The organism is Methylomonas sp. DH-1 (assembly GCF_046097555.1).
Classification (GTDB): Bacteria; Pseudomonadota; Gammaproteobacteria; order Methylococcales; family Methylomonadaceae; genus Methylomonas; species Methylomonas koyamae.
In genome coordinates this window covers 3,872,333-3,895,369 of the sequence record NZ_CP143089.1, presented here as the reverse complement: position 1 = coordinate 3,895,369, position 23,037 = coordinate 3,872,333, and the positions used below count along the sequence as shown (strand labels likewise).

Here is a 23,037-nt window from a genome sequence, read left to right as displayed (position 1 = left end):
AAGGTTCGCCGAGCTGGCCGTTTTTGTAGACAAGGTTAGTAATTCGGCGCTTCGCGGTATGTCCACTGGATCGCCAAGTTGGCGAAGAAGCCGTCTCCGGGCTGCACCTGGGTCAAGTTAAAGCGGTTGTTTGCGCCGTAGGCAACCAGGAACGAATTCAAATCCTCGTAGATCGGTAGGCCGACCGAGCCGCGCAATTTAAAGTTGCCGCCGAAGGCGTTCATGAAGCGCCAGTCTCCGACGAAAGCCAAATTAGTCACCAAGCCGCCGCTGTTGCCGATCTTGTACCCCATATCCTCGTTTTTCTGGGTGTAGCTGGAGTCCAACTCGATACCGACCATCACGTCATAGTTTGGCGTGTAATGCAGCGCCAAGCCGCCGGTCAACACGTCGCCGAATTTGAATTGTTCGTCGTTCTCCGGATTCACGTTGTAGAGTGCGGAGGCGTGCAGCCAGAAATCTTTCCAACGTTGCGAATACAGTAAGCCGCCGGTGAAGGTGGCGACTTCTTTGCCCGACTGCAGCGCCGGGCCCATTGCCACCAGATTTCTGCCGACGATGGCATTTGCGGCGCGGGTGGCGTTGAAATCGCCGGTCGGTAACGTAGTACCCAGCAGCAAGCTGGCAAATTTGTCGTAATGGGTGCTGTGCCAGAAGTTATAGCGGCCTTCCAATGTAATATCGCCAATGCCGCTCTCGTCCTGCACGGTTTCGCTAAAGCTTTGCGCCGCGGTTGGCGCCGATTGGTTCAGGGTTTTGGTGCGGCGTTCGGCGAACGGAATGTTCATGAACAAGGCCAAACTGTCGGTCGGCGAATAGTTCAAGGTGAAGGCCTGATTGTGGATTTTGACTTCCTCCGGCGCTTGGCGTTGGCCACGGTTGCCGTGGATGAAGGTGCTCGGATCGACGCCGTTGGAGCCGTTTTTGACCGCGCTTTTCTCCATGTAACCATACACCATGCCGACGCTGAAGTTGCCGGCGCCCGGTGTGACCGCGGTCCGAATCCGGAATGGCGCGGTGGTGCCGACCGGCGACACATCTGCGAAAGCGGCAGCAAAGTCGATGATTTCGCCGCCTTCTTTAGCGGCGAAGGCTTCGGCCTCGGAGCGTTCGGCAAAGGCGATGTAATTGGGCAGCATGTCTGGAATCACCTTGCTGCCCAAGACGTAAGTTGCCGTCTCGGCGTCGACCAGTTTGCCGGACACCCAATCGGTGACCTTGGCCGACTTCAATTCGGAAATGCCGCCGGCATCGTCGATTTCCCTGAGCAAACAGGCCACGCCGCAGGTGTATTCTTTGTCGTCGTTTTTATAGGTGATGACGCCTGCGGTTTTGATGTATTGGTCTATCCACATGCCGCATACCCGGCAACTGGGGCGTTCTTTATGTTCGTGTTCGTGCGGCGATACCACGACCGGAGTCATTTGCGGCGAGTCTGCCCAAACCCAGGCCGGTAGCAATAATAATTGGCATAACAACGCTATCCGTATTATCAGTTTCGTCTTCATTGCGTTCTCCTTACTTCATGATTGTCGTAATAAGCTGCTCGTAGCCGTCCAAGCCGGCGTCGCCGACTCGCTTTTCCCGCAATATGCCGTCGGCATCGATCACGAAGGTGGTCGGTAACCCCACCACGCCGAATTTTTTGGCGGCAATGCCGCGTGGGTCGCTCAGCATCGGGTAGCTCAGTTTGGCGAAGCGTTGCCAACGTTCGTCGTTGGCGTCGTATTCGCCGACATTGACCGCAACCGGCACGAAGCCTCGGTCTTGGTATTTTTGCCGGAGCGTTTCCAGTCCCAGCAAAATGTCCTTGTCGCACAGGTGGCAGTCCAGCGACCAGAACCGTACCAGCCAGACTTTGCCGTGCAGGTCGCCCGGCAATTGCCAGGTTTTGCCCCGAAAATCCGGCAGCTCGACTTGCGGCGCCGGATCGTCTAGCTGTGGTCCGCTGCCGCGTTTGCAGGCGCCTAGTCCCAGCGCGATAAACAACAGCAACATTGGAAACCAGAGGCGATGCATCGTTAGCCCTTTCTATCCAGCGATTCGATCACGGCCGGAGTCACTTCCTGATAACGGATGATCGATTTGCCTTTATGGTCTTCCATAAATTCCTGCGCTGCTTCCTGATCCTTGAAAGGCAAAAGTTCGTGGCCCATCGGCCCCAGTACATCGGAACCGATCACGTAATAGGCGGTTTTGGCGTCGATCAACTCCACCTCGTAGTAATCGGTCACCCAAACCTCAGTCATCATTTCGGCGGTTTTGCCCGGCGTGTATTGCTGGGTATTGAAGATATGCTTGAACATGTCTTTGGCGCCGTCGTAGAAATAGGCGCTACCGTCGTTGAAATAGATTTGCGCGACCCATTTCGGGTATTTGTAAACGAACATGCCGCATACCGGGCAGCGGTCCTGCTTGGTGATTTCGATCTTCTGGTCGGCGCGGCTCTCTGGAACTGCCAGTAACCAAACTAAGCAAAATGCGCCCAGCAGCCATTGAGTTGCATCAAACTTTGTTTTCATCGTTTCCCCCGAAACTAATAAACCACCTCGTAACTCAGCACCAGGCTCGAAGTGGCGACCTCGTAGCTAACCAGGGCGGTGAACAGTGCAAACAAGGCCAGCGAGGCCAGTGTCAATTTCCGGATCAAGCCCGGTAGTTCTTGTTGTAGGCTGCCGACGTTACCGAATGCGGTCAGCAAGCCGGCGCCGATGCCGGTCACCGCTGCGCCGAACAGCAGCACATACAGCAGATAGCCGACGTAGTGGTAATCCTCCATGATGATGCAGAACGGGCAGTGGTGGGTCGGCAGCTCGTAGATGTACAGCGAAATCGCCGAGATGGTCGCCAGCAAGGCAATACCGAACATCGCCAAACTCAAGCCGGCATAAAGATAGCCGCCGCGGCCTGTGCGGTAAAACCACAGGCCGCTGCTCAAGGTGATCGTCATCGCTCCGTAGAACAGCCACAACATAGGCTTGGCCGGCAGCGCGGCAATTTCCGAACCGAGGCCGCCTTCCTTCTCGCTGCTGAACAAACTGCCGCAGCATGAGGTGATGACGTCGGCCTGCATGCCCAGAAAGTAAAAGCTTTCCAACACCGTTTCCAGCACGATGAACGGCGTGATCAGCGTCAGTAGCAGGTATTTTTTCTTGATCAGCGGGTAGTCGTAGCCTTGGTTGTCGGCGTGGTTCAGCACCAGCCACAGGCCGGCCAACAGGAAGTTGAGGATTTTCAGTTCCAGCGTCGGATAACCGAAACCGTTGACGTTCAGGGTGCCGGCCGCGCACATCGCACCGACGAAAAGCGGGCACAGCGCATCGGCGGTGAAGATGTATAAAAACAGCGACAGCAATTGCAGACCGAATACGAAACTGAGTACTGTCGAAATCAAATAAGTCTTGCGCTCCAACACCAGTTGTAATTCGTCGCCGCTTTCGATATTCCAGTGCTTCAAAATCTGCATGCCGTAGTAGGCCGCATACACCAACATGCCGCTGGACGTGTAGGAGGCCAGTAGATTGGCGATGACGGTGGGATTCAGGATCACGCCGGACTCTCGAGTTTGCCGTCGCGCAAATTGACCACGTGGTCGACGATTTGCGAGTCGTAAACTAAGGGGTCGTGGCTGGTGATGATCACCGTTTTGCCGCGGGCCTTGAACTGGTCGACGATTTCCATGAAGCGGTAGGACAATTTGGTGTCCAGATGCGCAGTCGGTTCGTCGGCGATGATGATTTGCGGGTCGTTGATCAAGGCGCGGACGATGGCCACCCGCTGTGCTTCGCCGCCGGATAACCATTCGACATGGGATACCGCCTTGTGGCCCAAACTCAGTTCGTCCAGGCTTTTCAAAGCCTTGGCTTTCAGCAGCGAGCGTTTTTCGCCCAGCGGATAAGCCGGCAACATGACGTTTTCCAGCACCGAAATGCCTTTAATCAGATTCGGCTGCTGAAATATAAAGCCGAAGGTCTTGCGGCGGATATCGGTCAAAAACCGCTCCGGCAGGCTGGTGATCTCCCGTTCCTGCAATTTCACCCGTCCGGCCGACGGCCGGCTCATGCAGCCGACGATACTCAATAGCGTGGTTTTGCCCGAGCCACTGGGGCCTTTCAACACGGTGACCTTGTTTTCGTTGATGCGCAAATCGACGCCGTTGATCGCCGAATATTCGCTGGGGCTACCGGCGTTGAACACTTTTTTGACATTGACCAGTTCGATCATGGCTATTCTCCGGTATGGCGCATCGCGCTGTCGGGGTCTATGGTTGCCGCCCGCCAGGTCGGTACGATGGTGGCAACGGTGTACGGCACCACGGTCAGGAAAAACAGCGTGGTCAACTGCTCGGCATTGACGAACGGCGTCAAGGCGAACTGCGGATACAGTGCGGACCAGCCCTTCAAGGCCGGCTCGAATACCGCGGAACCCAAGAAGAATACATGGATGTAAGCCAGAATCACGCCGCTGAAAAACGCGGTCAGCGATACCATCGCTCCTTCCCAGAATTTCATCAGGATCACGTCGGAGGTTTCCCAGCCCACGGCCTTCAGGATGCCAATCTCGCGCCGCTCGCCGGCGCTAAGGCCGGATGCCTTGTCCCAGGCGAAGATAACGAAAGCCAGCACCGCTGCGGAAAACACCACGATCATCATGCCGCCGCGCCAGTTGAAGATGGAGTCGTAGGTGCGCAGGATTTCGTCGCGGACGATAGGCCGCGAGCTGTGCAACTTCTTCTTGATTTTTTCTGCCGCTGTCGCCACCTCGCTGGGATTTTTCACCGTGACGACGGCATCGGTAACGAATTCGGGCGCGATGCCGAACAATTTGCGGAAATCCTCGCCGTTGACCAGCAGCAAGTCGGCCGACACCAGCTCCGACTCGGCCGATAGCACGCCGGCGACGCGCAGGTTCATGATTTGGCCGTCGAAGCTCATGAACGGCATGAAATCGCCGGCGCCGATTTCGCGCATTCTGGCCACGCCGTTGCCGATCACGATAGTGCCGGCCGCCGGCGGCGCGCCGTCGTAATCGTACAGCAGTTTGTTGACATCGGCGGCGTGCGGGTCGTTGGGATCGACCACGACCGTGGTCCGGGCTTTTGAGGCATTGCTGTCCACCGGTTTGGACGGTACCAGCAGCGTGTAGTTGGCTTGCACCAGGCTGTCGTAGTAATAGCCCCACAGCCGCGGCTCGACCTCGGCCACGCCGCGGATAGCCTTGATTTCGTCCACATAAGCCACCGGCAAAAGATCGTGACGGCCGGCGACGATTTTCTGCACCACGATTTCCGGCGAGCCTTGCAGGATCAACTTGGCTTCGCGCTTGATCGAGTAGGTGAAGAACATCGTCGAGGCCAGGATGAACACGATCAAGGTATACAGCGCCAGCAAGCCCAGGTTTTTCACCTTGCGTCGCAGCAGCGACGAAATCGTGAAATCGATGATGTAACGTTGTTTTTCGATCCAGGCGTTCATAGCGCCTCGCGCGGCAGGGTGGGTTGGGTAAACGAGCCGGAAGGAAAATGTTCCAGCGATAGCGGGTGGTCTTGAAAGGCGGTGTTCAAATCCGCTTGCGACAAGTGCCGGGTGTAGCGGGCTTCGGTAAACAGGCACAAGTCGGTCAGGCGCAGGTTGGTTACCAATGCGGCTTTACGGTCGAGTTGCGGATGTCGGCCGTCGGCGGCCGAATTAGCGTGTAACAGCAGCAAGCTCAACAGCGAAACCTGAGCGGCAACACTTAAAAACCATAGCGAGGAATATCGCATGACAGCCTCTTTGTAGTGGCTTGGCGGAAATTTGGGGTAGGCAAATTCTTGTCAAAATTGTCAGAAAATACTGACTTATTTTGGTGTTTTTAGCCATTATCGGGAAGATATAAACGCTTTACAAGATCGAATATTGCTATATGGCGATGCGCTAATTCGGCTCGGGCGATTTTGGCTAAATCAAGCAAAATCAAGGCGATTAATTGATAAATCGCGATGAATCAATCGGATAAAAAAATCGTTTCCGGTTTTGTTGTGGAAACTATGTTATTTGCCTTATCAAGCCTGTGGCATTTGCCGCAAATCCCTGTTTGCGCCGGCCGAAAATATTTACCCGTTTGGCATGGCGAAACTGGGGAGTCGAAGCGCTTGCCGGTTCGAAACAAACGGACCGAGGCGGAGTTGTCTGCAAAGCCGGCGCGGTTCTCTTGGTTTGGAGTCGGTCGCAACAGCCGTTGCTGAATCCGCTGAGACGGAGTAAGTGCACAAGAATCGATACATTACTTGGTTCAACTCCCAAGCCGAATACCGTCAAGCCAGCCGCAGCCTACCGCTCCGGCTGGTAAACCGGGGCCTGCATTGACTGGCGCGATCAAACAGCCGGTCAAGATGCAAGCCGGTGCCGAAAGCTTATGCTCGTCCGGTTTGCCCCGTTGCTTTTAGCCCAGAACTTTTTGCCATTGTTCGCGGAATTGGCGCAGCAGCCGTTGCGCAGCGGTCTCCTCGGGCGCCACTGCGGCGGGCGCGGCGGTTTCGGTTGCCGGTGGCGAAGTCTCTTCCACGACGATAAAGGTGCCGGGAATCATGCCCATCCAACAACTCCACGGCACAACACCGGCTTCTTTCGGCGTGAACTCGACCACCTGCGAGCCTTTCTGCAATTTGATATCCAGCCCGTAATCGGGCACGACGATTTCCTTGTTGCATTCGTTCAATTCCTTGACATCGATTACCCATTTCACCGGAATGCCTTTGCGCAACGTGAACTTGTTCGGCGCAAAACGGGATTTCAACACCTCCATATGGATGGTTTGCTCGTTATCGCAACTCGGCGATTCGGAACCGGTCGGCGCCAATTCCAGGGAAACCCGAGCAACGACCGTATTAAAATCCCAGCCGCTACCGGTTACGGATAAGCCGCGGTTGAGCATGATTAGGCCCAACGCCATCACGATCACGCCGGAGGCTTTCAGCAATTTGGGAGTTAAGTTGGCCGACAATAGACTGGTCAAAAAGCCGAAACCCATCAGTAGCGGCAAGGTGCCCAGGCCGAAGGAAAACAGAATGGCTGCGCCCTGCGACCAACTGCCGCTGCCGGCCGCCATCACGTACATGGCTTGCAGCGGGCCGCAAATGATCATCAGGCCGTTCAGCAAACCGATCACGAACGGATTGCTGTGCTTGCGGTATTCTTTGCCGACGAAACGCATGACAAAGCCCGGCGTTTTGAATTGGAAATGGTGCAAAGCCGGAAATATTTCCAACATGTGGACGCCGAACAGGATCAGGAAACAGCCGGCGGCCACGCCGATAGCGCCTTGGGTGAACGGCGTGAAAGCGACGATTGCGCCGAACGCGCCGAACAGGGCGCCGATCGAGGTGTAGGAAAGCGTCTTGCCGACGCCGTACAGCAAATGCGCTGTATGAGAATGTTGTCCGGCTTTGGCATTTTTGGCGATATAACCCAGGATCAATGGGCCGCACATGCCGACGCAGTGGAAGCTGGTCAAGAAGCCGATCAGAAACAGCAGGCCGAAATTCAGGTCGCCGGTCAAATCCGGCATGCCGGCGTGGTCCATGAACCAACTGTCCAGCCACAAGATCAGGCCGATGCCCAGTAACGCAAAACCGACGCTTAGGATTTTTCGGAAAATGTTGCCCGAACCCGGACTGGTGCTGCCCGACGTCATACTGGAGTCTCGTGCGATTGAAATTAAAGGCTAAATTTAAGGCAATTGACCGGCTATCGAAACAGGAGGAAGATTAGTGAAGACTGATATAGCGGCCAAGCCCGAGCACGATACCAGCCACCGGCCCCGGTGTCGACCCGCCGGCGCCGGCCAATTCCCGTTGCCAACACGGAGACAGTTATGAGCGACAACAACATTGCCACCAGCACGCACCCCGAAACCCGGAAAAAGAACGGTAGCAGCGGCCGTAAGACCAAACGGATGCCGCCGCCGACCCGAGGCGAGGCCTTGGTAAAGGGCGTATTCATGGGCATCGTCATTTCCGGCGTGACCCACGCCAGCAAAAGCATTACCGGCGCCCTGGTCCGCCACCCGTTGGCCTTGTTCGCCACCGGTGTGGTCGGCGGCTACCTGACCCACAAATACCGCAAGGAGATTATTATTGTCGGCAGCCGCACCGCAGAGGAAAGCAAAAATTTCCTGTTGCGGCAACGCGAGAATCTGTTGGATTTGGTCGCCGAAAGCCGCGAATATGCGGCCCGCAGCGAGCGATCCGAATGAAGTGGACATTTCGGCCCCGCCGCTAAAAAACGTTCGGCTCGAGCCTGGCGGCGAAGCTGACCGAGGTTCGCATTACTTGAATTTTTATCGTTATCGAGGTGATTGACATGGCTCACGTACACGGAGCAAAAGCGGCTGTCGAGGCCGGCAGCAAAATGGTCGGAACGGCCATGAAGATGGGAGAAGGCATGATGCATCCGGCGGTGGCCGGCGCCGTGGCGGGTGCGGTCGCCACCGGCAAAGCCGGCCTGGCCCGGAAAATCCTGCTGCATCCGCTGGTTTTGTTCGGCGCCGGTGTGGCGCTGGGCATTACGGCATACAAGTACCGGCGGGAGTTGGCCGCAAAACAGGAGCACGCGGAGTAAAGCGTCCGAAATCCGCCGGACGCCTGAGCAAAAGCCGGCTATGGATTCGCCATACCTAAACAGGAAGCGGCATGACCCAGAACGATAATGGAAATACTTTGACCCATGGCCGGTTGTTGCACCAGCTCAACAACCGGGTCCGCTTCGTGTCGCCGCTGTTGGCCAAGGACCCGGAGCGGTGTTACATCCTGGAAATCCTGCTGAAAAAGCGTCCGGGGGTTAGCGAGGTGCGTAGCGTGCCGAGCATCGGCTGCGTCGTGGTCCGCTTCGATCCGCAGAAACTGCCCGGCAGCCAGTTGTTGACGGCGTTGGACCTGATGCTGGGCAATCTCGGCCGGCGCGCTAAAGCTGCGGCGCAAGCTGCTACCGTCGGCGAAGTCGATCCGAACCAGCCGGAGCAGGAACACCATTTGTCCATCGAGGGCATGACCTGTGCGTCTTGTGCGCTACTGGTCGAGATGTTGCTGAGGCGCGACCCGCGAGTCAGCCTAGCCGAAGTCAATTTCGCGACCGAATCGGCCGTGGTCAAGGGCCGGCTGGACAAACACATCGCCGTCGCCATCGTCGAGAAAGCCGGTTACAAGGCGCACAGTTTCGACAGTCTGGCGCAGCGGCAAATGTTGATCGCTAACGAAAAGCGCCGACTGCGCGACGCCCGCAACCGTATGGTGCTGGCGGCGGCACTGAGCGTTCCGGTCATGGCCATCGGCATGGCCGCGCCGGCTTCCCGCTTTTGGCATTGGGCACAGCATTTGTTGGCGCTGCCGGTCGTGTTCTGGGCCGGCAAGCCGTTCTTCGCCAAAGCGGCCGTATTGGCCCGGCAAGGTGCGACCAACATGGACAGCCTGATCGCGATGGGCGTCGGTTCGTCCTACGGCTACAGTTTGTATTCGTTGCTGTCCGGTAGCCGCGGGCTGTATTTCGATTCGGCGACCGGCATTTTGTCCTTCGTTCTGGTCGGCCGTTATCTGGAAGAAAAAGCCAAGGGCAAAGCCCACGAAGCGATCCGCAAATTGGTCGATTTGCAGCCGCAACACGCAACTTTACTGCGCGACGGCCAGGAGTTGGTGGTCGGACTGGACGAAGTTGTTATCGGCGATATTTTGCTGGTGCGGCCCGGCGAAAAAATTCCGACCGACGGCGTCGTGCTGGAGGGGCTGTCCACCGTAGACGAGTCCATGGTCACCGGCGAAAGCCTGCCGGTCGTGAAAAAAACGGGCGATAAACTGGTCGGCGGCTGCATCAACGCCAACGGTGCCTTGCAGATGCGGGTTACCGCCGTCGGTAACGATACGGTGCTGGCCAATATCATCCGCATGGTCGACCAGGCGCAATCGTCGAAGCTGCCGATTCAAAAAACCGTCGACCGGATTTCGGCGCTGTTCGTGCCGTCGGTCATGGCTTTGTCGGCCTTGACGCTGGGCGCTTGGCTGTTGGCCGGTGCCGGTTTCGGCTTTGCCTTTACCAACGCGATTGCGGTGCTGTTGATTGCCTGTCCCTGTTCGCTGGGGCTGGCGACGCCGATGGCGATCATGGTCGGCACCGGCCAGGCGGCGAAGAGCGGAGTCTACATTCGTAACGGTAGCAGCCTGGAAACGGCCTCCCAACTGGATTACATCGTATTCGACAAGACCGGCACGATTACGGAAGGCAAGCCGAAAGTCACCGATTTTCTGCTGGCCGCCGGCCAGGACGAAATGCGGGTGCTAGCCTTGTCCGCTACGGTGGAGGAAGATTCCGAACACTTTTTGGCGCGGACCATCGTTGCCTATGCCAAGACGCGCGGCGTGGAACCCGGCAAGGTCGGCGGTTTCGAAAACCTTCCCGGCTGCGGCATCAAAGCCACGGTCGATGGCCGCGAGGTCTTGGTCGGCAACGCCGATTGGTTCCGTAGCCTGGGCATCCGTTTTAAAACCCTGGATAAAAAGGCGCTGCAATTTTCGGCGCAGGGCAAAACCCCGGTGTTTGTGGCAGTGGACGGCAAGGCGGCGGCATTGTTTGCTATCGCCGATCAGCCGCGCCAGCACGCGGCGGCGGCGATTCGACGCCTGCGCCGGCTCGGCGTCGAACCGTTGATGGCGACCGGCGATACCGAGGCCAGCGGCCGCTACATCGCGGCGCAGGTCGGCATCGATACCGTGGTTGCGCGAGCCAAACCGGAGCGAAAATTGGCCATCGTGCGCGAGCTGCAGGAACAGGGCGGCAGGGTCGGCATGATCGGCGACGGTATCAACGATGCGCCGGCGCTGGCTGCCGCCGACGTCAGTTTTGCGATCGGCACCGGCACCGACGTCGCTATCGAGACCGCGGATCTGACCCTGGTCAGCGGCGACATCGCTAAGGTCGCCGAGGTGATGGAACTGAGCGCGGCGACGCTACGCATCATCAAGCAAAACCTGTTCTGGGCCTTGGGTTACAACAGCGTGGCGATTCCGGTGGCGGCGCTGGGCAAGCTCAACCCGATGATCGCCTCCGGCGCGATGGCGATCAGCTCGATTTCGGTAGTGCTGAATTCCTTGCGTTTGCCGCGCTAGGCCCGTGCGCCGGTTAAGACCCGAACAACTCTTCCAAAATTAACAGGAGGCGGTATGAAACCTATCGAAAAAATTCGCTCGGCAATGTTGCCCGCACTCGGAATTTTACTGCTCGGTGCGGCGGCCAACGCTGCCGCCGAAGGCAATCCCGATCTGGGCAAAATAGAGTACGACAGCCACTGCGCGGCCTGCCACGGCGCTACGGCACAGGGCAACGCTGCGACCGGGAAGGACGCGTCAACCAAACCGGTGCCGGATTTGACGAAATTGTCGCGCAACCATAACGGCACGTTTCCGTTCGACACGGTTTACCAAATCATCGACGGCCGCCAGGAAATCGCGGCGCACGGTAGCCGGGAAATGCCGATTTGGGGCGCAGCCTTCAAAAGCGCGACTTCGCCCCATTTCGACCGCGACGCCACGCAGGGCGGCGAGGCCATGGTGCGTAGCCGGATTTTGGCCTTGGTGGAGTACCTGAGCCGGCTGCAACAAAAATAAGGCTATGTTTGCGTTAGCAGTTGAAACACGTCATTCCGGCATCGAGCCGGAATCCAGTATACAAGGATGGGAAAAGGCCTTCGCCATGCGTGGCTTCTGAGTCCCGGCAGTCCACTTGTGCCGTTTGGGTATGCCGGGAAGACATAAGCCGCAAATGCGAACATAGCTAAAAATAACGGCAATCCTTGCCTGAACCGGACCGAGTCGAGCTACCGGCCGCCGGCGGGGAACAATCGGCTGCGGAACCAAAACGCCACATTGACCAAGCCCACCATCACCGGCACTTCGATCAAGGGGCCGATCACGGCGGCGAAGGCGGCGCCGCTGTTGATGCCGAACACCGCCACGGCCACGGCAATCGCCAGTTCGAAATTATTGCTGGCCGCGGTAAAGGCCAAGGTCGTGGTTTGGCCGTAGTCGGCGCCTATCCATTTTCCGCTGGCAAAACTCAGCAGGAACATCACGACGAAGTAAACCATTAGCGGCAGCGCAATACGCAGCACATCCAGCGGCAACTGTACGATCAGTTCGCCTTTCAGCGAGAACATCGCGACAATCGTGAACAACAGCGCAATCAAGGTCAGCGGGCCGATTTTCGGGACGAACACGCTTTGGTACCAATCCTTGCCTTTGCTTCTGACCAGAACGTAGCGGCTGGTAAACCCGGCAATGAACGGAATCCCCAGATAAACGAATACGCTTTGAGCAATGTCGCCTATCGTGACGGCCACCAGGTTGCCGGGCAAACCAAACAGCGGCGGCAACACCGAGACGAACAGCCAGGCGTAGACACTGAAGAACAGCACTTGAAACACGCTGTTGAATGCCACCAAAGCCGCGCAATATTGGTTGTCGCCGCGCGCCAGTTCGTTCCAGACGATGACCATCGCAATGCAACGGGCCAGGCCGATCATGATCAGGCCGGCCATGTATTCCGGATAATCCCGTAAAAACAATACGGCCAGCGCGAACATCAGCAGCGGACCGATCACCCAGTTTTGCAACAGCGACAGGCCCAGCACCCGCCAGTTGCGGAACACGTCGCCCAATTCTTCGTAGTGCACTTTGGCCAGCGGCGGATACATCATCAATATCAGGCCGATCGCGATTGGGATATTGGTAGTGCCGAGCGAAACTGCGGCGTTGAAGGCTTGGACCTGCTCGGGTACGGCGAAACCGACGCCAACTCCGACGGCCATCGCCAGAAAAATCCACAAGGTCAGAAAACGGTCCAGAAACGATAAACGCGGATTGGGGCAGGGTGCTGTGGTCATAATCGATCTCTCGGCGGCGGATGCGGGCGGCGCTAACTTTACTGAGGGGAACAAGCGGATTTCGGGCCGCAGCACGACCCGGCCGGCTCCGGCGTTATGACGCCGTCGGCGCCGAACACCGGTATGCTGTGCAGGGAATGGAAGGCCTCCCAGGCGATGCCTTGCGGATCGACGCTCCAGTATTTATCCGATTCGGCATAGCAGCAAGCCGCTTGCTTTTGCTCGACCACAGGCAGTGCCGCGGCAGTCAGCGCCTGTTGCACCGCTGCCAGTTCCGCCGCCGATTCGACTTGAATGCCGAGATGGTCCAACCCGGCTTTGCCACCGCGCTGGGAAATCGCGAAATTGATGCGCGGATCGTCCAGCATCCATTTGGCGTAATCGGCATGGCGAACTGTCGGCTCGGCTTGAAACAGCCCGCTGTAAAAATGGATGTTGGCGTCGAGGTCGTCGACGGCGATGTGGATATGAAAACGTTTCATCGGCTTACTCGCTGGTCGGGTGGGTTGGAGGTTGTTCCGGCTTGCCGCTGCGGCTGCCGGATGCGCCGTTTCAAGCTTCGGATTCGGGCTGCGGCATCGAAACGCCGATCCTATCCATTTCCGCTTTCAAACGTACCGGGTCGTTTTGCAATTCGGCCAACGGTAAAGCCAGAAACTGTTCGATGCGATGGCGCAGAATCCGGTAAGCGGTTTCGAACGCGGCCTTGATTTCGGCCTCGCTGCCTTCGGCATGGGCCGGGTCTTCCACACCCCAATGGCTGCGCAGCGCCTGCCCCAAATAGGCCGGACAGGTTTCGTTGGCGGCGTTGCCGCAGACGCTGATGACGATGTCCGGTGTCAGCGGCAGATCGTTCCAGGACTTGCTGTAGTAAGCCGCGGTGGAGATGCCTTTTTCCTCCAACAACGCCACGGCGCCGGGATTCAGGCGGCCTAACGGCTTGCTGCCGGCGCTGATGGCATGCCAACCTTGCGGCGCCAGGTGGTTGAAAATCGCTTCGCCCATCAGCGAGCGGCAGGAGTTGCCGGTACAGAGAAATAGAATGTTCATCGTCAATTTTGATTGCTGTAGTTTACGTAACCTTGGTTTAAGTCCTGTCTCGGGTTTGAGGACTAAGGCTGTCGGTTCGATTTCCTTGCCGGCAAGCCGGTCGAACCGCTCTGTCAAAGCGTTTCCGCGCTTATCAGCCGAAAGTCGGCTGCAGTTTCATTCCGCTTGCGGACAGGCGGGGCGGGCAGCCGGCAAACAGTCGTGTCCGCCGCAGCAGTTCTCGCTCAAAAACGCCAATAGCTGATTCATCGCCGCGAAATTGGCCGAATAAATCACGAAGCGGCTTTCGTTGCGGGACTCGATCAAACCGGCATGGACCAGCTCTTTCAAATGAAACGACAACGAAGACGGCGCGATTCCCAGCATCTCGCTGATCTTGCCCGCGGCCAAGCCGGCCGGACCGGCTTGGACCAGGGCGCGGAACAGCGATAAGCGGGTTTCTTGCGCCAGGGCGGCGAGGGCGGTAACGGCGGTTTTATTTTCCATATTTCAAAATTAGTCGAAATATAGAATCGTGTCAACGCTTCATAAATTTGTCACATTTCATAGATAATCTGGCGGATAAAGGAAGGCCCAAAAAATTCGCGTCGATAAATGTCAGGCGAATGGTTTTTGGCGAATCTGATTGTGAGCGGTGTTTGCCGAACCAGGGCGAAGCGTGAGCGGATAGTTTTTAGAGCTGACTTGAAGCTCTCAACCCAAGGATTGACTTGTGAAGAATGCTAAATTTTCCAGATTGGCCGTGGGCTTGGTTGCCTTGGGCTGCGTATGGCCAATTGCTGCCGGGGCGCAAGACTGCCGCAGCCAGACCGATGTCTGCCGCGCGCCGCAATCGGCCAGCGATTGGTTTAAGGCCGGCAAAGCAGCCGTAGCCGCCAATAAACTGAAAACTGCCAAATTGGGCAAGGCCAAAAACGTGATTCTATTCGTTGGCGACGGCATGGGCGTATCCACCGTCACGGCGGCTCGTATTCTGGAAGGGCAATTGCACGGGCGCGACGGCGAATTCAACCGGCTCAGTTTCGAAAAATTTGCCAATACCGCATTTTCGGTTACGGCCAGCGCCAATCAGCAAACCTCCGATTCGGCGCCGACCGCAACCGCAATCGTGACCGGCGTCAAAACCAACGACGGTGCGATCTCGGTGGACCAAACTATCGTCCGAACCGAAACCAGTGCCGACGTTACCGCAGCGAAAAGCGTCAAAACCATTCTGGAGCGCGCCGAAGAACGCGGCATGGCCACCGGCGTCGTGACGACGGCCCGCTTTACCCACGCCACGCCGGCAGTCAACTACGCCCATATTTCCAACCGCGATTGGGAAGCGGATACCAACTTGCCGGCCGGCGCCACCGTGAAAGATATCGCCCGCCAATTATTGGAATTTCCCTACGGCGACGGCTTGGAAGTTGCCCTGGGCGGCGGCCGCAGCTATTTCATGCCGAATACGGCGGCCGATCCGGAATATCCGACCCAAAAAGGCCGCCGCGGCGACGCCCGCGACTTGACCGCGGAATGGACGGCTAAATACAACAATGCCGAATACGTTTGGAATCAAAGCCAATTCGATGCGGTGAATCCGGCCAAAACCGACCACCTGTTGGGCCTGTTCGAACGCTCGCACATGCGTTACGAAGCCGACCGTAAAGACGACGCGGCCGGCGAGCCTTCTCTGGCGGAAATGACCGAAAAAGCGATCAAGATTTTGCGCAAGAACCGCAAGGGCTATTACCTGATGGTCGAGGCCGGACGGGTCGATCACGCCCACCACGCCGGCAACGCCTACCGGGCGCTGACCGATGCCGTGGCACTGTCGGCAGCGGTGAAAACGGCTAAGCAACTGACCGACGACAAGGACACCTTGATCCTGGTTACCGCCGACCACAGCCATGTGTTCACCATCGCCGGCTACCCGTCGCGCGGCAATCCGATTTTGGGTAAAACTGCCGTGGACGGCGTCGAAGCGAAAGATTCATTGGGCTTGCCGTATACCACCTTGGCCTATGCCAACGGTCCCGGCTGGACCGGCGGCTTGCAGCGCAAGGAATTCAATCCGGCCAACGAAGACACCGTTTCCGCACCCTATGCCGGCAGCAAGTTGCGCCCGGACTTGAGCGCGGTCGATACCGCGAATCCGAATTACATGCAGGAAGCCACCGTGCCGATGGGCTCGGAAACCCACGCCGGCGAAGACGTGGCGATTTATGCCGACGGTCCCGGCGCCTATCTGGTGCGCGGCACGTTGGAGCAAAACGCGATTTACCACATCATGGCCGAAGCGTTGGGCTGGAGCGGCCGCCGCTAACAGCCGCCGTCATTAGTTGGCCGGGGGCGGTTAATATCCCCGGCGTTTTCGTCAATCCCGCATCGGCTTATTCATGGCATCACTCGTCAACCCGCTTTTCAAGCCAATCTCCGTCTTCATTGCGGCGGCAATCCTGGCCGCTTGCAGCCAAAATCCCCACCACCTGGCTGCGCCGGCCGGCATGGCCGATTTGGCCACCGCCAATCTGCCGCCGGCGGCGGCCGAGTATAAAACCACGCTGACCGCCGACACCGCCGGTCACCAACACGATTCCAGCGACGCGGCAGCGGCAGCCGTGGTTTGGCGATTTTGGCGCGACGGCCGGCAAATCGTCATGGAACGGCCGCAACTCGGCTTGGGCGAGCTGTGGCAACGCGACGGCAAGGCTTTGATTCACCGCAAGCTGTACCACAACGACCGCCGGGCGATAGAATTTCAGGAAGACGATTTGAAAATGCTGGGCAACAAGCCGGCTTGGCAAAAGCTGGCGTTATTGGTCGATCCGGCCGTGTTGGCACGCCTGGCCGTCGGCGGCGAGGAATGGCTGGACGGCAAGCCGGTACGCGAATACCGCGGCACCGCCGCCGGCGCCGAATGGCATGTCGTTATCAGGTTGGATCTGGGCCTGCCGGTTCTGATCGAACGTACCGCAGACGGTACAGCCGAGCATACCGAACTGCTGAATGCATATCCGCTGAGCGGCGCGCCTTGGCAGCCAACCGCCAGCGAGACTTACGAGATCATCGATTACGCCGATCTGGGCGACAAGGAATACGACCCTTTCGTCATTAAAGTCCAGAGGCAAATGGGGCACGAACACCACCATTGATGCCGAATCGAGCTTAGCCGATTCCAGCAAGGCCCGCCGGAATTCAGGCAGGGGCGGATCGGCGGTCAAGGGCTGCAACCGTTCAGCGCATCGGCACCCTGACATGCGCCGAACGAATGCCGGCGGCTGTCAGCCATGGGTACTGAAACGGCTGGTGTGTTCTTCGTCATCGAAAATCGGTTGGCCCCTGCCCATCATGCTGTCCTTACCCGCCGCGACAAAATTGACCAACGGCGTCGCCGTTTCGGCGGCAACGTTGAGTTGGGCAAGCGTTGCCCGCAACAACTCCAAGGCTACGTCGTAGACATCGTCGATAGGGTTGAGCCGCAAAAAGTGAGAATGGGCCGGACATAACAGGGTCAGCCGCGGAATCTCCGAGTCGTCGCCGACGATGTTACCGTTCATCAACGTGCCCAAAAAGGCGAAATCGCGATTGTTGACCAAGCTCGGCTTGGCGTTACCACGGGCGAAAGCCGCGGCCAATGCCGCATCGGCAAGTTCGGATAACTTCTGCGGTGCCACCGCTTCGTTTGCCAGCAATGCCCGCAGTAGCTGCTTCAATGGCGCGGTTTGCTCCGCCAACGGCCTGTCGTAAAAATAGCGGTTCGCCCGGTAGTCGTCGCGCATTTTGGCGTACCAAACGTCGACTATTTGGGCCAGCAATTGATCGTCCAAACTAATTTTCAAAGGGCTGTTCATAATTATTCTCCGCTCAGGTGATTGAACTACCGGGACTTCGCGCTTTCGCCGACCGAGCTGCTCGAACAAACCGGCCGGCCGGCTCGACGGTTATGGGGACGGGCGCAAAAATCATGGCACATAATGCGTAGAGTTCCATGGATGCGGAATAAAGCAATGACGGCGGCAGTGGGGTTGGCAAAAGGAAGCGAACCGGCGTAACAATTATTCGCGCAGCGGGCAGAAAACAGGCCCAACAGAATCGGTAGTACCATCTGCCGTTTAGTCAGAGTCGAAGATAGATGCCTAACCGTGGTTGAATTGGACGCCATCGCCGGCACCCCGGTGATCAACATCAAGCCGGTCATGCGGGAGTTTCTGCCTAGGGAGCAAGTTTGCCAGCCAAACTGGGCGGACGAATTGATGCGCGATTATTGGCGCCATGCGAAAGCGGACTCAGGCCAGACGTCGCCTTGCACTCAGATGGAACCCGATCCGCAGGAGGACAATTGAAGGTAACTCTCGAACCCTACAATCCAAGATGGCAGGACGACTTCTACCGGCACAAACTGACTATCGAGTCTGCGATTGGTCATTTATTGGGTTCGGTTGATCATATCGGCAGCACATCTTTAGGCGACATCGCCGCCAAACCCATAATCGACGTTCTGGTTGGCATAACGGATCAAAGCCTGCTTGACGAAACCATTGAGCCGATGCTCAATGCCGGTTATACCTACATCGAGAAGTTCACTCCCGGTATGCCGTATCGGCGATTCTTCGCGAAACTGATGCCACTCTCGGGCAAGCCGCTGCCTAGCATCCTTACAACAAACGACGTTTTGAGTTTCGGCGTCGATTACAACACGGTCGTCAATATTCATGCGATAGAGCGAGGCAGTTACCACTGGATGCGCCACATCGCCTTTCGGGATTACTTGTTGGCACACCCCGATATACGGATCGAATATGAACGGCTAAAGCTCGAAATCGCCAAGATCGATTTCTCCGATCCGCTCGACTACAACGCGCACAAGGAGGGATTCGTCTCCAAACATCAGGAACTGGCGGTGCGTTGGTTCTTGACTCAAAAAACAAGGAGTAAATGACAAGGATTCAATCAACGTGGTTTCCATCGGGCGAAATTCAGTTTTTGGAAAATAGCCCATCTGCTTCCGGCCATGCCGCAATGGCGTAAATGACGAAACGCGTATGGGGGAATCAGCCCGTACTCTACGATTTTCCGCCGGCCGCTTAGCCCCGGTTCATTTGTGCTTTTAAATGCTCGAGCAAAGCGTCCATCAAGCAATAAAACTCGCCGAGTCTGGCCAAAGCTTCTTGATTGCGGCCTTGAGCCTTGATGTCGATAAGCTCGGTGGCCAAGTCATGCAACTGGCGATGCGACGCGTCAATCGCCTGTAGGCTGGACGGCGAGTCCCGCCCGGCTAATCCGCCTGCGTTCAGCCAGGCGCCGAAACGGCACTGGTGATATTCCAAAGGCGGGGGCGTATCATGCACGCCGCTCAAGGATGCCTCGAAAGCCCGGGCCCAAGCGCGTATCTCGACCCCGGCATAGAGCAAGGGCAGCTCGCTACGGTTTAACGCGGCCAGCCCAAGCCAGCCAGGCGCCGGTTGCCAGACGTTTGCCCAATTTGGCAGCTCAGCGGCAGGCATCGGGCGAGCGATACCGTAACCTTGGGCCAGTTCGCAACCCAGTTGCAACAACATGCTGCCGTGCTCTACCGTTTCAACGCCTTCGGCAATAGCATGTCGGCGAAATGCGGTGGCCAGCCCCAGTACGCCTTCCAGAATCGCCAAGTCTTCGGGATCGTCCAACATGTCGCGAACGAAGCTCTGGTCGATCTTGAGTAGATCCGCGGACAGGCGTTTCAGATAGGTTAGAGAGGAATAACCCGTGCCAAAGTCGTCCAGCGCAAAGCGTACGCCAATTTCGCGGCATTCGTTCATCACGCGGCAAATTTGCGCCAAATCTGCAAATGCACTGGTTTCCAGGACTTCGATCTCCAGCGAGAACGGCGTGATGCGCGGATGCGCAGCCAACAGAGCGCGTAGCCGTTCGACGAAATTGGGCTGTTGTAGCTGGTAAGCGCCGACATTAACGCTGATCGAAATATGGAGTCCGTTGTCTCGCCAACGTTCTATCTGGGCCAGCGCGGTTTCGATCACCCATTCGCCAACTTCGACAGCCAGTGGGTTGTCTTCAATCACCGGCAGGAACAGCGCAGGCGACAAGAGCCCTCTGTCGGGATGTTGCCAGCGTATCAGAGCCTCGACGCCGATGACCGTGCCCAAGCGCATATTGACTTTGGGTTGGTAATACAAAACCAATTCGCCGTCGAACAAAGCCCGCCGAATCCGCTCCACACTTTCATGCAGGCCACGCGTCAGGCGATCCTTATCGGTATCGAAGATATAGTAATATTCTTACCGGCTAACTTGGCCTGGTACATTGCCTGATCGGCCTGGCGAAGCAATTGGTCGGCATCGACGTCTTCGCCTTGCGGGAAGAAGGTGACGCCAATGCTAGCCGATACCTGGAGCCGCAATTCATCAAAATCCACCGGTTCGGCCGCTGCGGCCAGCAGGCGGGATAGCATCGGTACGCTGGCCGCCATGTTTTCAAGATCGAGCAACACTGCGACAAATTCGTCGCCGCCCAAGCGCGCCAGCGTATCGCCTTCTCTTAAGGTATGTTTCATGTTTGACGCTACGATCATCAGCAATTGGTCGCCTGCATCGTGGCCATAGCTGTCGTTGATGGTCTTGAATCCATCCAAATCGATGTAAGCCACTGCGAGTAAGCGCTCGCGGCGCTGGGTTTGCGCCATGGTTTGCTGCAAGCGATCGGCTAACAATACTCGATTCGGTAGGCCCGTAAGTACGTCGTAGTGGGCGATATGTTCCAGATATTGTTCATGCTCCTTGATCGGCGTTATGTCCGTGGAGATGCCTAATAATCCCCAGATCGCCTTGTCTGGCGTGTCCGAATAGATGGGCGCCTTGATTTCCAGATAGACTCGGTGGCTGCCGTCGGCAAAGACGACATCGACTTCTTCCGTGGTTTGTTCGCCGGTGAAGACACGCGAATCGATCTCCCGCAAACGCTTCACAGTATTCGGCGGAAAAAAGCGGGCATCGCCGCAGCCTTCCAGTTCGGCGGCGGAAACGCCGAATAACTCCAATGTGGTGCGGTTGGCGTATACATATCGGGATTGGGTATCTTTCATGTAGACGAACGAGGTCACATAATCCAGGGCCTCGCGAAAGCGGCGGGTTTCTGCGTATGCAGCGAGCAATTTCAATTCGGCCCGTTTACGTTCGGTGATGTCGCCGGCCACTCCCCGAAGACCGATGATGGCTTGGTTTTCATCGCGTATGGCCTCAGCGCTTGCCAACATCCAACCATGTGCCCCATCGGTCTTGACCACTTCAAGCTCAAGCTTGTAGGACGTTCCCGCCGTCTTGGTATCGAGTATTGCGTCTTGCAACCGATCCCAGCTTTCCGGGGTGAACAGTCGGGCTTGCTCGCTGTAGTTGGGTGGCGGCATATCGGGCGACAAACCGAATATTCGATAAAGTTCCGGCGACCAAGCCACCCGATCGGTAGCCAAGTCCAGTTGCCAGCTACCGGTCTGAGCGATACGCTGCGCTTCTTGCAGTTCCGCTCTGCTTTGGGTTAGCTCCTGGTTCAGTTGTTTGAGCTCATGGATATCGGTGAGGGTGCCGATCATGCGCAATGGTTTGCCATCCTCGCTCCGGCGGACCACAATGCCGCGGCCAAGTACCCATTTCCAAGCGCCGTCGCGGCAACGGAGCCGGTATTCGCAGGTATAGGCCGCCGACTTGCCGTCAAGGTAGGCTTGAACGGTGGCCAGGGTTTTGCTTTTGTCGTGGGGATGTATGCGCTGTTCCCATTCGTCCTGACTGTCGGAAATTTGGTCTTCGGCAAAGCCGAGCATTTCCTTCCAGCGTTTGGAATAGAACACGGTGTTCTCGGCTAGATTCCAATCCCACACCCCATCGCCGGCGCCTTCGAGCGCGAATCGCCAGCGATATTCGCTTTCCGTCAACAATTCCTCGCGGCGTCTGATCTCTTTGGTGAGGTCGTTGGCGATGCGGGCGGCGTTGGCTTCGGTATTGGCCACTGACAACATCAAGCCGAATAACAGCACGCTGATCGCAATGCCGCCCAGCAATGTAGCCCATGCGGGTCCGTAGCCGATGCTGCCGGTCGAGCCGACCCGCTCGAACTGTAGCAACCACTCGCGGCCGTTGAATCTGATAATCCGCTGCTGCCGCAGCAACTCGCGCATATTCGGGCCTGTAACCGTTTTGGTGGCGTACAGCAGACTGGATGGCGTTGCCTCTTGGCCATCGTAGATTTGCAGGCTGATTACTTGGCCTTCGCGATGTTCCCAGTCGCCCAAGATGCCAATCATCAGGTCATTCATCCGATAGGGGCTATAGACCCATCCAATCAGCGCCGCCCGGCGTTGCTCGACCGTATCGTGAGCCAAATTGTTGCGATAGACCGGCACGTATATCAAGGTTCCGGCTTGTACATCGGCTTCCGTTTCCTGTACCAGTACCACCTTGCCGGATAACGCCGCGTCGCCGGTATCTCGCGCTTGTTCCATAGCGCTGCGCCTGACCGGCTCGGAAAACATGTCGTAACCGAAGGCGCGCAGATTGCGGTCGCGGAAAGGTTCCAGGTAGATGATGGCGCTGTAGATCTCGCGTTCACCCGGCGGACGAACGTTGTATTCGGGGAAACCTTCGCCGCGAATGCGGGCGATGTGACTGGCCAATCGATCGGGGGTAATCAGTTCGGCAAAACCAATGCCTTGAACACCGGGAATACTGTCTTGTGTCCGCAATGTTTCCACGTACTGTCGCCACTCGTGACGACTCACCGATTTCGAGCCGCCGAAAAGGGCTGCACCGCCCCTGAGCGTCAGTGCATAGGCCTTGATCCGCTCATTAATCTTGAGAGCGACCTGATCGCAGGTGAAGGCAAACTGCTGTACGGCCGTTTCTTCAATGCCCCGTTCCACCTGAAGGCTGACGAAAAGCGTGGCAGATACCCCAAATCCCAGCATCGCCAATGCGAGCAATGATTGTTTGGTGCTTGTTTTCATGGGCAACTAGGCGGGAAGCGATATTCGTGAGCAGTGCAAAACCACGATAACCAATCGGTTGAACGCTGTTACGCGGTAAGCAGTTTGGAGCATTGGGATTTTTCGGCAAC

The 23,037-nt window shown here is 57.3% G+C and carries 23 protein-coding genes and 1 pseudogene; 9 read left to right on the top strand and 15 right to left on the bottom strand.

Features of this window, described 5'->3' with window-relative positions; genetic code table 11:
• Window positions 1-35: 35 nt before the first annotated feature.
• Genes VXJ35_RS17800 through VXJ35_RS17770 form a run of 7 tightly spaced genes read right to left on the bottom strand, consistent with a single transcriptional unit; the run spans window position 36 to window position 5,764 of the window.
• On the bottom strand, window positions 36-1,508 hold the full coding sequence (locus VXJ35_RS17800; protein WP_064022588.1) for a nitrous oxide reductase accessory protein NosL: 1,473 nt from the start codon (window positions 1,506-1,508) through the stop codon (window positions 36-38).
• A gap of 10 nt (window positions 1,509-1,518) precedes the next feature.
• Window positions 1,519-1,998, bottom strand: a complete 480-nt coding sequence (locus VXJ35_RS17795) for a peroxiredoxin (protein WP_197495893.1) — start codon at window positions 1,996-1,998, stop codon at window positions 1,519-1,521.
• Window positions 1,999-2,021: 23 nt separating this feature from the next.
• On the bottom strand, window positions 2,022-2,522 hold the full coding sequence (locus tag VXJ35_RS17790) for a nitrous oxide reductase accessory protein NosL (RefSeq protein WP_064022586.1): 501 nt from the start codon (window positions 2,520-2,522) through the stop codon (window positions 2,022-2,024).
• Between the two features lie 14 nt (window positions 2,523-2,536).
• A complete protein-coding gene (locus VXJ35_RS17785) occupies window positions 2,537-3,550 on the bottom strand; it encodes a hypothetical protein (RefSeq protein WP_064022585.1) in 1,014 nt (337 codons plus the stop codon).
• The gene (locus VXJ35_RS17780) at window positions 3,547-4,224 is read right to left on the bottom strand and encodes an ABC transporter ATP-binding protein (protein ID WP_064022584.1); all 678 of its coding nucleotides are present in this window, start codon (window positions 4,222-4,224) and stop codon (window positions 3,547-3,549) included. Before VXJ35_RS17780 ends, VXJ35_RS17785 begins: the two co-directional genes overlap by 4 nt.
• Window positions 4,225-4,226: 2 nt before the next feature.
• Window positions 4,227-5,474: an ABC transporter permease gene (locus tag VXJ35_RS17775; RefSeq protein ID WP_064022583.1), complete on the bottom strand. Its 1,248-nt coding sequence runs from the start codon at window positions 5,472-5,474 to the stop codon at window positions 4,227-4,229.
• A complete protein-coding gene (locus VXJ35_RS17770; protein WP_064022582.1) occupies window positions 5,471-5,764 on the bottom strand; it encodes a hypothetical protein in 294 nt (97 codons plus the stop codon). Before VXJ35_RS17770 ends, VXJ35_RS17775 begins: the two co-directional genes overlap by 4 nt.
• 216 nt (window positions 5,765-5,980) lie before the next feature.
• Here VXJ35_RS17770 and VXJ35_RS17765 point away from each other — a divergent pair, with 216 nt between their 5' ends.
• Window positions 5,981-6,226: a hypothetical protein gene (locus VXJ35_RS17765; protein ID WP_157198223.1), complete on the top strand. Its 246-nt coding sequence runs from the start codon at window positions 5,981-5,983 to the stop codon at window positions 6,224-6,226.
• A 197-nt stretch (window positions 6,227-6,423) separates the two neighbouring features.
• Here VXJ35_RS17765 and VXJ35_RS17760 read toward each other — a convergent pair whose 3' ends face one another.
• A complete protein-coding gene (locus VXJ35_RS17760; RefSeq protein WP_231914776.1) occupies window positions 6,424-7,674 on the bottom strand; it encodes a sulfite exporter TauE/SafE family protein in 1,251 nt (416 codons plus the stop codon).
• A gap of 180 nt (window positions 7,675-7,854) precedes the next feature.
• Here VXJ35_RS17760 and VXJ35_RS17755 point away from each other — a divergent pair, with 180 nt between their 5' ends.
• From VXJ35_RS17755 to VXJ35_RS17740, 4 genes are all read left to right on the top strand, one after another.
• Window positions 7,855-8,235, top strand: a complete 381-nt coding sequence (locus VXJ35_RS17755; protein ID WP_231879426.1) for a hypothetical protein — start codon at window positions 7,855-7,857, stop codon at window positions 8,233-8,235.
• Between the two features lie 107 nt (window positions 8,236-8,342).
• Window positions 8,343-8,600, top strand: a complete 258-nt coding sequence (locus VXJ35_RS17750; protein ID WP_157198222.1) for a hypothetical protein — start codon at window positions 8,343-8,345, stop codon at window positions 8,598-8,600.
• 71 nt (window positions 8,601-8,671) lie between these two features.
• Window positions 8,672-11,134: a cation-translocating P-type ATPase gene (locus VXJ35_RS17745; RefSeq protein WP_064022580.1), complete on the top strand. Its 2,463-nt coding sequence runs from the start codon at window positions 8,672-8,674 to the stop codon at window positions 11,132-11,134.
• Window positions 11,135-11,188: 54 nt separating this feature from the next.
• The gene (locus VXJ35_RS17740; protein ID WP_157198221.1) at window positions 11,189-11,632 is read left to right on the top strand and encodes a cytochrome c; all 444 of its coding nucleotides are present in this window, start codon (window positions 11,189-11,191) and stop codon (window positions 11,630-11,632) included.
• Window positions 11,633-11,841: 209 nt separating this feature from the next.
• On the opposite strand, the gene arsB is transcribed toward VXJ35_RS17740, so the two are convergent.
• The 4 genes from arsB to VXJ35_RS17720 form a co-directional block, all read right to left on the bottom strand.
• Window positions 11,842-12,906, bottom strand: coding sequence for an ACR3 family arsenite efflux transporter (gene arsB, locus VXJ35_RS17735; RefSeq protein ID WP_064022579.1), 1,065 nt, complete (start codon window positions 12,904-12,906; stop codon window positions 11,842-11,844).
• A 38-nt stretch (window positions 12,907-12,944) separates the two neighbouring features.
• The gene (locus VXJ35_RS17730; protein ID WP_064022578.1) at window positions 12,945-13,388 is read right to left on the bottom strand and encodes an ArsI/CadI family heavy metal resistance metalloenzyme; all 444 of its coding nucleotides are present in this window, start codon (window positions 13,386-13,388) and stop codon (window positions 12,945-12,947) included.
• Window positions 13,389-13,458: 70 nt separating this feature from the next.
• Entirely contained in the window at window positions 13,459-13,956 is a 498-nt protein-coding gene (locus VXJ35_RS17725) for an arsenate reductase ArsC (protein WP_064022577.1), read from the bottom strand.
• 156 nt (window positions 13,957-14,112) lie between these two features.
• Entirely contained in the window at window positions 14,113-14,442 is a 330-nt protein-coding gene (locus tag VXJ35_RS17720) for a helix-turn-helix transcriptional regulator (RefSeq protein WP_064022576.1), read from the bottom strand.
• Between the two features lie 226 nt (window positions 14,443-14,668).
• On the opposite strand from VXJ35_RS17720, the gene VXJ35_RS17715 reads away from it, so the two are divergent.
• Entirely contained in the window at window positions 14,669-16,261 is a 1,593-nt protein-coding gene (locus VXJ35_RS17715; protein WP_231914775.1) for an alkaline phosphatase, read from the top strand.
• A 73-nt stretch (window positions 16,262-16,334) separates the two neighbouring features.
• On the top strand, window positions 16,335-17,090 hold the full coding sequence (locus tag VXJ35_RS17710) for a hypothetical protein (protein WP_157198220.1): 756 nt from the start codon (window positions 16,335-16,337) through the stop codon (window positions 17,088-17,090).
• Window positions 17,091-17,219: 129 nt separating this feature from the next.
• On the opposite strand, the gene VXJ35_RS17705 is transcribed toward VXJ35_RS17710, so the two are convergent.
• A complete protein-coding gene (locus tag VXJ35_RS17705) occupies window positions 17,220-17,789 on the bottom strand; it encodes a hypothetical protein (RefSeq protein ID WP_064022574.1) in 570 nt (189 codons plus the stop codon).
• A 216-nt stretch (window positions 17,790-18,005) separates the two neighbouring features.
• On the opposite strand from VXJ35_RS17705, the pseudogene VXJ35_RS17700 reads away from it, so the two are divergent.
• Both VXJ35_RS17700 and VXJ35_RS17695 read left to right on the top strand, forming a co-directional pair.
• Window positions 18,006-18,281, top strand: a pseudogene (locus VXJ35_RS17700) (TrmO family methyltransferase); the annotation flags it as partial.
• Window positions 18,278-18,877: a GrpB family protein gene (locus tag VXJ35_RS17695; RefSeq protein ID WP_064022572.1), complete on the top strand. Its 600-nt coding sequence runs from the start codon at window positions 18,278-18,280 to the stop codon at window positions 18,875-18,877. The pseudogene VXJ35_RS17700 and the gene VXJ35_RS17695, both read left to right, overlap by 4 nt.
• Window positions 18,878-19,022: 145 nt before the next feature.
• Here VXJ35_RS17695 and VXJ35_RS17690 read toward each other — a convergent pair whose 3' ends face one another.
• Together VXJ35_RS17690 and VXJ35_RS17685 are read right to left on the bottom strand one after the other, a co-directional pair.
• Window positions 19,023-20,153 (bottom strand): EAL domain-containing protein, encoded by a 1,131-nt coding sequence (locus VXJ35_RS17690; protein WP_064022571.1) that lies wholly within the window; start codon window positions 20,151-20,153, stop codon window positions 19,023-19,025.
• Between the two features lie 20 nt (window positions 20,154-20,173).
• Window positions 20,174-22,927, bottom strand: coding sequence for a CHASE domain-containing protein (locus VXJ35_RS17685; protein WP_064022570.1), 2,754 nt, complete (start codon window positions 22,925-22,927; stop codon window positions 20,174-20,176).
• Window positions 22,928-23,037: the final 110 nt, after the last annotated feature.